Below are 10179 nucleotides of genomic sequence, written 5' to 3'. Positions count from 1 at the left end.
GGCGCCGCAGCTGCGCCTACTGCGAGGCATGCCTCGCCATGGGCCGCAGCCGCGAATGCGGGCTGCTCGTGCTGGGCATGCCGCAGCATAGCCGGCGGGCGGCAGCTCCCGCCCCGCCGCAGACATTGCCGCCGGCGGCGGACAGGCTGCGGCGCTGGCGGCTGAGCCCCGCGCAGAGCGCCGCAGCCGCAGCCGCGCTGCAGTTCATCGAGCGGCCGGCTCAGCCCGGCTCGGACCATTCCGCAGTGCCTGCAGCGGCTTTGTCCCGGCCATCCGTCATGAATGCTGTCCCTCTGGACACTCGCTCGGACGATTCGGCAGCGGCGGAACAGGCATATGCCGAGCGAGGCCGAGGGAGTTCCGTGGTGGCAAAGGTTCAAGCTCTATTGTTCGATTTGGGCGGAGCTTTCCGTTCCCGCCTGTTCAGGCCGGCTTCTCCTCTTCCCGCATTCCTGATCTGGGCGGTGACCGGAGCAGGCAAGACGGAGATGGTGTTTCCGCTGCTGGAGTCGGTGCTCTCCAGAGGAGGCCGGGTGCTGGTGGCGGCGCCGCGCCGGGATGTCGTCCTGGAGCTGGAGCCCCGCGTCCGAAGCGCCTTCCCGAATCATCAGGTCGTCGCTCTCTATGGAGGAAGCTGCCAGCGATGGGAGAGCGGCTGCATTACGCTGGCGACGACGCATCAGCTGCTCCGCTTCCGGGAAGCTTTCGATCTGGTTGTCGTGGACGAGATCGATGCCTTTCCTTATGCGGGCGATCCGCTGCTGGCCCGCGCCGCCGCCGCCGTCTGCCGCCGCGGGGCGCCGGTCATCCTGCTGACGGCGACTCCCGGCAGGAATCTGCGGCGGCTCGCCCGAAGCGGCCGGCTGCCGCATGCCAAAGTACCGGTCCGCTACCATGGCCATGCGCTGCCGGTTCCCCAGCGTCTCGCCTGCCCGCCGGCAGCGCGTCTGATCGAAGCGGGGAGCCTCCCCCGCAGCCTGGCGAAGGCGATCCGGATTTCTCTGGCGAGGGATGCCCAGATTTTCGTATTCGTCAGCCGAATCCGGCAGGTGGAGCCCTTGGCTGCCCGTCTGGCCGCCTGGTTTCCCGGCACGGAGGTGGCGGGCACCCATTCCCAAGATCCCGAACGCGGCGACAAGGTGCTGCGCTTCCGCGAACGTGGCATCCGGCTGCTGGTCACCACGACTATTCTCGAGAGGGGAGTGACGGTTCCTAAGAGCGACGTTTTCGTCCTGGACGCCAATGACCGCATTTTCGGAGAAGCATCGCTGGTGCAGATCGCAGGCAGAGCGGGCAGATCGTCGGATGACCCCGGAGGAAGGGTATACTTCGCGGCGCCGGAATACACGGGATCTCAGGCGGGCGCTATCCGTCAAATCCATGCCATGAACCGGCTGGCCGGCGGCGGAGCGCTCGGAGGGCCCGACTCGGCCTGCCAGCCGGAGCGGGGGGGCCGATGATGATGGCCAAGCACGACCGTCCCGCGGCCGGGACCGCAGGGAGAACAGGTCCATTCCTGCCGGGAGGAGAGAAGCCGTCCTTTTCAGCCCCGCTGCTGCGCCGTCTTCTGGACCTTCTCTCGCCGGCACCGGCGCGCTGCATCATGTGCGGCAAGCCATACCGGCCGGGAGTCCCCAATTCCCAGGGCATCTATGCGACGAGCTCCCTGCCTCCGGATGCATTTCCGAGAGGCTGGCAGGATTCCCTATGCCGGCCATGCAAGGCAGGCATTCCCTGGATCCGAAAGACGGCCTGTCCGGTGTGCGGACGCCCGGAACAGTGCGGGGATTGCCGGAGACGGACTAACGGGGGGCTGCTCCGCAACCGGAGCTCCGTCCGCTATGATTCTTTCATGAAGGAGCTTCTCGCGAGATATAAATACAAAGGAGACGAGGCGCTGCTCCCCCTGCTCGGCGCCATGCTGCTGCCCGCTTATGAGCAGCTGGCCTCGGATGCCCTCGGCATGAGGGCGGGCCAAGGCCTCTCACGCCCGGCATTTGATTTGATTGCGTATGTGCCGGTCAGCCCGGAACGTCTGCGCGAGCGGGGGTTCAATCAGGCGGAGCGGCTGGCGCATCGGCTCGGCCTGCATGTCGGCTTGCCCGTAGCAGACCTGCTCCGGCGGCGGGAGGAACGTGGGAAGATGAGCTCCAAATCCCGGAGCGAGCGACTGCAAGCTTCCGAGTCCTTGTTCTCTGCCTCAGCGGAAGCGGAGACGCTTCTGCAGGCAGCCGCTCTAAACCGAGCTTCGTACCCGGGCGCTTCGCCCTCTTCCGTCGCGCCGCTGAGCCTTCTCATCGTGGATGATATTTATACGACGGGAGGGACGCTGGACGGCTGCGCCAACGCGCTGCATGCAGCTTCGCCTGTGCCGCTCGATATCCGTTCCCTTGCTTGGGCGCGGGCTTGAGAGCGTCCTATTTCTTTTTTTGTGCAATCGCTCCCCGCCCTCAAGAGGCGGCGGAGCTGTTTGGCATGTCTTCAGCGTCTGCCTGCGGAACGTTCCCAGGTCTTTTCGGCCTCTGCATTCTCTATACAAGGGTTCCTCATGCAATTCCCAATACATTCCTGCCATCCTGGACTCCAATGTGACGCTCTCTCCGCCGATAATAGAACTACACAGTCTGGTATCATGAAAGGGGCTTGGCCCATCCGATGAACAATCTCGACAATTGCCCGCGCTGCGGCAGGCTGTTCGCCAAAAACTTCCGCGATGTCTGCCCTCAGTGCATTCGGGAAATCGATCGCGAATACGAGCTCTGCTCCGACTATCTCCGCAAGAACCGGGGCACGGCCATCAACGAGCTGTCCGACATGACCGGCGTCAGCATCCGGCAGATCACGAAGTTCATCAAGGAAGGCCGTATTTCGCTAATCGATTCTCCTAATTTGAGTTATCCATGCGAATCCTGCGGAATTTTGATCCGCGAAGACCATATGTGCGAGTCCTGCCGGGCCCGCCTCAAGAACGACGTGCGTCGAATGAAGTCGGCTGAAGAGGAAGCGCTCCGCAGCACATCGGCCTTAAGGGCCTATCAGAGCAAGAATATAGGCAAAGATCGTACTTGAGTACGGGATGAAATTCTTGTTTATACGATAAATATAGGACTTGACAATTAGTCCGACCGCTCTATTCAGAAAGCTTTTGGGCAGGCCGATAATACGTGTAGAAGCCAAGGCCGATCAGAAAGCCCAATAACGAGGTGAATGGCAATGAAAATAAATGAAACCGGCAGGATCCTTCCTGTCAGCGCTTATCAGAAGACAGGCGCCGAGAACCGGGTGCAGGAAAGCGCCCGTCCCCGCAAGACCGACCAAGTGGAAATTTCCGAGGAGGCCAAGGAAATGCTAGCCAGCCGCCAGCCGGAAAGCGCCGAGCGCAAGCAGCGCATCCAGGAGCTGAAGAACGAAGTGGCTTCCGGCAATTACCGCGTAGACGCCCGCAAGATTGCCGACAAGCTATGGGATCATTTGAATTCTTGAGGAGCGAAGCATCATGCCGATAGAAGCGATTATCGATACGCTGGAGCAGCAGGATGCTCTTTATTCTCAGATGATCGAGCTCGCCGACCAAAAGACCCCCGCGCTCGTAAAGGGGGATCTGGATGCCCTGAATGCGCTCCTGATGAAAGAACGCAAGCTGGTGAAAACGGCCGGCGAGCTGGAGGAGCGCAGGACGACGCAGGTGAACATCCATTTTTCCAAGCTGCAGCTCCGGCTTCGCAGCGGCAAGCTCGCCGACCTGATCCGGACGGTCAGCCAGCCGGAGGACAAGCAGAAGCTGACGGAGATCCAGCAGGAGCTGAGCGGCAAGCTGGAGCGGCTGAGAATGAAGAATGAGCATAACCAGCAGCTTTTGCGGCAGTCGCTTGAATTCATCGAGTTTTCCCTTGAGCTTGCCAGCGACCAGCCTCACGACGACTATACCTATATCCATCCGCAGGCAGGCCCGGGCGGTTACGCCAAGGCAGGCATGTTCGACAGAAAAGGCTAGAGGAGGACAGCCCTAATGGCTTCCACTTTTCACGGAATCGAAACGGCCAAGAGAAGCCTGTTCACGCAGCAGACGGCTCTCAACACGGTAGGCCACAACATATCCAACGCCAATACGGCAGGTTATACGCGCCAGCGCGTGAACATGTCGGCGGCGACGCCGATGGAGCCGTTCGGATTCTTTCATTCGACCGCTGCCGGACAGCGCGGCACCGGTGTCGAGGCTTCCACGATCACCCGTCTGCGCACGAGCTTCCTGGATGATCAATTCCGGGGCGAAACCCAGGCCCAGGGCAGCTGGCAGATCCAGGCGGAGACGCTGGACAAGCTGGAGAAGATCGTCAACGAACCGTCCGACACGGGACTGCGTACTCTGGTCGAGAAGTTCTGGTCCTCCTGGTCCGATCTCAGCAAGGATCCGGGCAACATCACGAATCGCCAGATCGTCAAGCAAAATGCGATCGCGCTGACCGACTCGTTCAACCAGCTGAGCAAGCAGCTGACCGATCTCAGCGGGGATCTGACGAACAGCGCGGATACGAAGGCCCAGCAGGCGACTTCCATCCTGTCCTCGATCGCAGATTTGAACGGCCAGATCAAGCGCATGGAAGGCATGGGCGACCAAGCCAACGACCTGCGGGACAAGCGGGATCTGCTCACCGACCAGCTCTCCAAGCTGGTCAACGTCAACGTGACCGAGACGGCCGATGGGTATTCCATCGCCATGGGCGGCGCCAACCTCGTTGCGGGAACCGTCAGCTCGGTGCTTACCGGAGCGGGGCTGGAGGCTTCCTATCAAGCGGGCGATCTCCAGGGCGGCGAGATTTTCGGCACGTTCAAGGCGCGCGACGCCAACGTCAAAGGGCTGCAGACGCAGCTGGACGTTTTGGCGAATACGCTGGCCAACGGGGAATTCCAGGTCACTGTACCGAAGGGCTCCGTCCTGCCGGGAACGACCGTCCCTCTGGCGGACGATACGATCATGACCGTCAAAGGAATCAACGGCTTGCACAAGCTGGGGTATACGCTGGAGGATCCTGCGACGGCAGGGCTTGATTTCTTTACCTTCGATACGGCCGGCGGAGCGACAGGCATTACGGCAGCCAGCATCAGGCTGAATCCCGCCATCAATTCCGATCCGAACAAGATCGCCAGCTCCATGCGCACTTCCACGGACGCGGCTGGCGTCACCACCGTCGTCAAAGGCAACAATACGCTGGCGCTGCTGATGGGCGAGGCCAAGGACAAGGCGTTCACGATCGATTTGACCTCTTCCGGAGGCTCCGTATCCTCGGCGACGGTCGGCAGCTATTACAATTCCATCGTCGGCCTGCTCGGCGTCCAATCCCAGGAAGCGCAGCGGAAGTACAGCAATTCAACGGCGATGGTCGATCAGGCGGACAGCAGCAGGCAATCCGTCAGCGGCGTTTCCACCGATGAGGAAATGTCGGACATGATCAAATTCCAAAATGCATACAACGCAGCCGCCCGCTTCATGACCGCGATGGACGAGCTGCTCGAGAAGCTGATCAACGGCACCGGACAGGTCGGCCGCTGACGTTAAGGAGATGAACGGTTATGGCGCTTAGAGTGACCCAGGGCATGATGCATGCCCAGCTGATGAGCAACCTGAATACGAACCTGAGCAAAATGTCTACGCAGCAGGACCAGATATCCACCGGCCGCAAAATCAACAAGGCTTCCGACGATCCCAACGGAATCACCTACGGGCTTCGCTACCGCAGCGATCTGGCGGGCAATGCCCAGTATCAGAGCAATGTCGCCTCCGCCCAATCCTGGCTGGACTTCAACGACACCCAGCTCGATCAGGCGACGCAGATTCTGCAGCGCGTGACCAGTCTTGCCACCCAGGCATCGACAGGGACGAACACGCAAGACTCGCTCGACGCCATCAACAAGGAAATCGCCGAGCTCAAAAACCAGATGACGGATATCGCCAACAGCAGCTTCAACGGCAAATACGTCTTCGGCGGCCAGTGCTTCGATCAAAAGCCTTTCCCGGCCGGAGCGGACGCCAAGGGAATCGCCGCCGACGGCGGAGACGTGACCTATGCGATCAGCGAATCGATCACGCTCAACGTGAACCTGAAAGCCTCCGACGTATTTGGAGCCGCAGACGCAGCCGGCACGACGGACAACGTCTTTTCCGTTTTCGACCGTCTTTCAGCCGCGCTTTCGACCTCGAACTACGGCGCCATCGGCGGCGAGCTCGATACCATCAAAACCCGGATGAACAAAATCATTTCGGCACGCGCGGAGAACGGCGCCCGGACGAATCGGGCGGAGCTGATGGACAACCGGCTGAAGGATATGAACATCAGCCTGACGGCCCTCCAGTCCAAAACCGAGGATGCCGACGTCGAGAAGCTGTTCCTGGATTCCACCGTCAGCCAGAACGTGTATCAGGCTTCCCTATCGGTCGGCGCCAAGATCATCATGCCTTCTCTCGTCAACTTCCTGAACTAGGATGCGGCTGCCGCAGATCCAAATCCAGCAGCAGCCGATCAAGCTCGATATCCAGAGCCAGCGCGCGCAGGTCGATATCCGGCAGCGGAGAGCAGACGTCCAGATCGAGACGTCCAGGCCTCCGATGGAAGCTCAATCCTATCGGCCTGTGCTCAGCATCGATCAGACGGACACCTGGAACGCCATTACCGGCGGCAAGCCGGAGGCGTTCACGCAGCGCATCTATTCCCAGTCGGGCCAATATGCTCAGCAGCATTTGATTCGGACGATTCAGAAGTGGCGGCAGGTATCGGACTTATCCGCAAAGGAGAACCCGATTCCGGATATGGCGGCTGCGGAAGCATTCCGGGAGAGAAGCCCTCTTCCGGTGTACGGAGAGGCGTCCATCTTCAACACCCGGATTCAGATCGACGTCAGGCCGCCGGATATCGAAATCCAGCCTTGGAAGGTCAACATCGACGTCCAGACACATAAGCCTGAAGTGGACTACCAGCCTGCCAAGGTGAACGTTACGGTGGCTCAATATCCGACGGTCACCATCATTCCTCCCCCGCAAGTGGAGCTGATGGCTTGAAGCTTGGCTGGACGAGTTAAAAGGACTTCGGGCACTCTGACCCAAATAACCTTTGCCAACGATTGCAAAAGAGCGATAAAATCGGAATAACGATTTTGTTGCTCTTTCTTTTTCTTGATGATTAACTTCTAATCTTTAATTTTCTTGTCTTGTTATTGATCTTTTATCCCTGGTTATTGATCCTTGATTATTGATCTCTGATTTTTGATTTTTTGATTTCTGGTCTTGGATTTCTGATGATCTTGCTTTCTGATCTTGAATTTCTGATTGTTAATTTATAATTTCTGATCTTGGCTTTCTGATCTTGATCTTTTAGAACTTCTTTTCCTCTTCTTCTTTTCCACAGATCAAGCCGACTATTGGGAGTGATTGAAATGCTGATAGAAACGACCCGTTTCGGGCAATTGGAGTTCCGGGATCACGAGGTGTATACATTCCCTCATGGCATTCCAGGTTTCGAAAACTATAAAAGCTATACATTGATCGATGTGGAGGACAGCCCGTTCTACTATTTGCAATCCATCGAGGAAGGCAGCCTTGCTTTCGTCGCGGTCGATCCCTTTTCCTTTTATCCGGATTACGAGTTCAATCTTCCCGAGCAGACGGAGCAGGAGCTGGCAATCTCAGTTATTGAGGATGTTCGAGTGCTGAATATTGTGAGTATTCAAGGTTCGCTGGAAAAGGCCACGATCAACCTGGTGGCTCCCGTAATCTTGAACGCAGCCGCCCGCAAGGGAGTTCAGATCATTTTGGAGGGGACGGGGTATACGACTCGACATGGTCTGCAAGCTCCCGTCACAACCGCTGGAACGGAGGGAGAAGCCTGATGCTCGTACTCAGCCGCAAAAAGGGCGAGTCCATTCTGATCGGCCATGACATCGAGCTCAGCGTCCTGGAAGTGACCGCCGACGGGATCCGGCTCGGCATTTCCGCCCCCAAGGACGTCACCATTCTTAGAAAAGAGCTCTACGTCGCGATCGAGGATTCCAACCGTGAATCCGTTCAGCGATCCGTTTCTATGGATGACTTGAAAAATCAGATTCAAGCTTTAAATTTATCTAAAAAGCTATAAACAAATCTATGTTCCTCCCCGATATATTCTTTAGAGCAGTTAAAGGGCGGCCGACCTGATAACTGCTTTACCACAAGGATGTGGGACATTCTTTATACTCAGGGAGGAAATGAATCATGATTATCAACCACAATATTTCCGCGGTCAACACGCACCGCAACATGGGCCTGAACCAAACGGCTGCCAGCAAAAACATGGAGAAGCTCTCCTCCGGCCTGCGCATCAACCGCGCTGCCGACGACGCTGCCGGCCTTTCCATTTCCGAGAACATGCGCGGCCAGATCCGCGGCCTCGAGCAAGCTCAACGCAACACGCAAGACGGCATCTCCTTCGTGCAAACGGCTGAGGGCGCTCTGAACGAAGTTTCCGCCATGCTGACGCGCATGAAAGAGCTGAACATCCAAAAGGAAAACGGCACGTACCAAACCGCTGACAAGGACAACATCGGCGAAGAAATGACCGCCCTGTCTTCCCAAATCAGCAACATCCTGACGAACACGACGTTCAACGGCAAGAGCATCACTGCCGGCGCCGGCATCGTTACGGATGACAAAGGCACGCTGATCACGATTTCCTCCGTGACGACGACCAGCTTCAGCGGTCTGACTTCCGGTTCCACGCTCGCGAGCATCAACGATGCTATCTCCGCGGTAGCAACGGAACGCGGCAAGCTGGGTGCGGTTCAAAACCGTCTGGAATACACGTCCAACAACTTGGGCACGACGACGGAAAACCTGACGGCTTCCGAGTCCCGCATCCGCGATACGGACATGGCGAAGGAAATGGTTGCTCTCACGAAGAACAACATTCTCCTCCAAGCTTCGCAATCGATGCTGGCTCAAGCCAACTCGGCTCCGCAAGGCGTACTGTCCCTGCTCCGTTAATCTTTTCTTATGGACCGCATTACCCGAGGACCTTGGATTTCATCCAAGGTCCTTTTGTTTTTATAGATCGAGGAATGGAACGGCTTGAGAAAAACGGGTTGGCATTGATCGCGATCGTCACGCGAATCGGCTCAGCGCTCCGTTTCTATGTATGGCTTGAAAATGTAGATTTAAGCGTTGAATTTATCCAAAAAGCTATAAAAAATAGTAGTTTTCTCCCCGATATATTCTTTAGAGCAGTTAAAGGGCGGCCGACCTGATAACTGCTTTACCACAAGGATGTGGGATATTCTTTATACTCAGGGAGGAAATGAATCATGATTATCAACCACAATATTTCCGCAGTCAATACGCACCGCAACATGGGCCTGAACCAAACGGCTGCCAGCAAAAACATGGAGAAGCTCTCCTCCGGCCTGCGCATCAACCGCGCTGCCGACGACGCTGCCGGCCTCTCCATTTCCGAGAACATGCGCGGCCAGATCCGCGGCCTCGAGCAAGCTCAACGCAACACGCAAGACGGCATCTCCTTCGTGCAAACGGCTGAGGGCGCTCTGAACGAAGTTTCCGCCATGCTGACGCGCATGAAAGAGCTGAAGATCCAAAAAGACAACGGCACGTACCAATCCGCTGACACGGACAACATCGGCGAAGAAATGACGGCTCTGTCTTCCCAAATCAGCAACATCCTGACGAACACGACGTTCAACGGCAAGAGCATCACTGCCGGCGCCGGCATCGTTACGGACGACAAAGGCACGCTGATCACGATTTCCTCCGTGACGACGGGCAGCTTCAACGCTCTGAATTCCAGTTCTACGCTCGCGAGCATCAACGATGCTATCTCCGCGGTAGCAACGGAACGCGGCAAGCTGGGTGCGGTTCAAAACCGTCTGGAATACACGTCCAACAACTTGGGCACGACGACGGAAAACCTGACGGCTTCCGAGTCCCGCATCCGCGATACGGACATGGCGAAGGAAATGGTTGCTCTCACGAAGAACAACATTCTCCTCCAAGCTTCGCAATCGATGCTGGCTCAAGCCAACTCGGCTCCGCAAGGCGTCCTGTCCCTGCTCCGTTAATCTTTTCTTATGGACCGCATTACCCGAGGACCTTGGATTTCATCTAAGGTCCTTTTATTTTTATAGAGCGAGGAATGGAATGGC

Annotated in this window: 12 protein-coding genes; all 12 read left to right on the top strand. The window is 57.5% G+C overall.

From position 1 onward, the window contains the following. Window positions 1-1460 (top strand): helicase-related protein (locus tag VE23_RS14500; RefSeq protein ID WP_157054075.1); only part of this gene is annotated, 1460 nt, incomplete at its 5' end. Then, complete coding sequence (locus VE23_RS14495; RefSeq protein ID WP_127508757.1) at window positions 1457-2410, top strand: ComF family protein; 954 nt, start codon at window positions 1457-1459, stop codon at window positions 2408-2410. The genes VE23_RS14500 and VE23_RS14495, both read left to right, overlap by 4 nt. Window positions 2411-2655: 245 nt before the next feature. Then, window positions 2656-3069: a TIGR03826 family flagellar region protein gene (locus tag VE23_RS14490; protein ID WP_048745994.1), complete on the top strand. Its 414-nt coding sequence runs from the start codon at window positions 2656-2658 to the stop codon at window positions 3067-3069. Between the two features lie 144 nt (window positions 3070-3213). Next, entirely contained in the window at window positions 3214-3483 is a 270-nt protein-coding gene (flgM, locus tag VE23_RS14485; protein WP_021881530.1) for a flagellar biosynthesis anti-sigma factor FlgM, read from the top strand. A 13-nt stretch (window positions 3484-3496) separates the two neighbouring features. Further along, window positions 3497-3994 carry a flagellar protein FlgN gene (locus tag VE23_RS14480; protein ID WP_049868363.1) on the top strand — a complete coding sequence of 166 codons (498 nt, stop codon included), beginning with the start codon at window positions 3497-3499 and terminating at the stop codon, window positions 3992-3994. A gap of 15 nt (window positions 3995-4009) precedes the next feature. Continuing rightward, a complete protein-coding gene (gene flgK / locus VE23_RS14475) occupies window positions 4010-5551 on the top strand; it encodes a flagellar hook-associated protein FlgK (protein ID WP_049868362.1) in 1542 nt (513 codons plus the stop codon). 20 nt (window positions 5552-5571) lie between these two features. After that, the gene (flgL, locus tag VE23_RS14470; protein WP_049868361.1) at window positions 5572-6480 is read left to right on the top strand and encodes a flagellar hook-associated protein FlgL; all 909 of its coding nucleotides are present in this window, start codon (window positions 5572-5574) and stop codon (window positions 6478-6480) included. Between the two features lies 1 nt (window position 6481). After that, window positions 6482-7054 (top strand): DUF6470 family protein, encoded by a 573-nt coding sequence (locus VE23_RS14465; protein WP_021881534.1) that lies wholly within the window; start codon window positions 6482-6484, stop codon window positions 7052-7054. Between the two features lie 374 nt (window positions 7055-7428). Continuing rightward, window positions 7429-7881, top strand: a complete 453-nt coding sequence (fliW, locus tag VE23_RS14460; protein WP_049868360.1) for a flagellar assembly protein FliW — start codon at window positions 7429-7431, stop codon at window positions 7879-7881. After that, a complete protein-coding gene (gene csrA / locus VE23_RS14455) occupies window positions 7881-8126 on the top strand; it encodes a carbon storage regulator CsrA (RefSeq protein ID WP_049868359.1) in 246 nt (81 codons plus the stop codon). The genes fliW and csrA overlap by 1 nt, the downstream gene beginning before the upstream one ends. A gap of 116 nt (window positions 8127-8242) precedes the next feature. Then, complete coding sequence (locus tag VE23_RS14450; RefSeq protein WP_049868358.1) at window positions 8243-9010, top strand: flagellin N-terminal helical domain-containing protein; 768 nt, start codon at window positions 8243-8245, stop codon at window positions 9008-9010. Window positions 9011-9327: 317 nt separating this feature from the next. Beyond that, the gene (locus VE23_RS14445; RefSeq protein WP_049868357.1) at window positions 9328-10095 is read left to right on the top strand and encodes a flagellin N-terminal helical domain-containing protein; all 768 of its coding nucleotides are present in this window, start codon (window positions 9328-9330) and stop codon (window positions 10093-10095) included. The last annotated feature ends 84 nt before the right edge of the window (window positions 10096-10179 follow it).

The sequence above is a fragment of the Paenibacillus sp. D9 genome (genome assembly GCF_001188365.1).
Classification (GTDB): domain Bacteria; phylum Bacillota; class Bacilli; order Paenibacillales; family Paenibacillaceae; genus Paenibacillus_O; species Paenibacillus_O humicus.
Note: the sequence above shows the minus strand (reverse complement) of the source record. Positions and strands in the feature narration are given on the sequence as shown.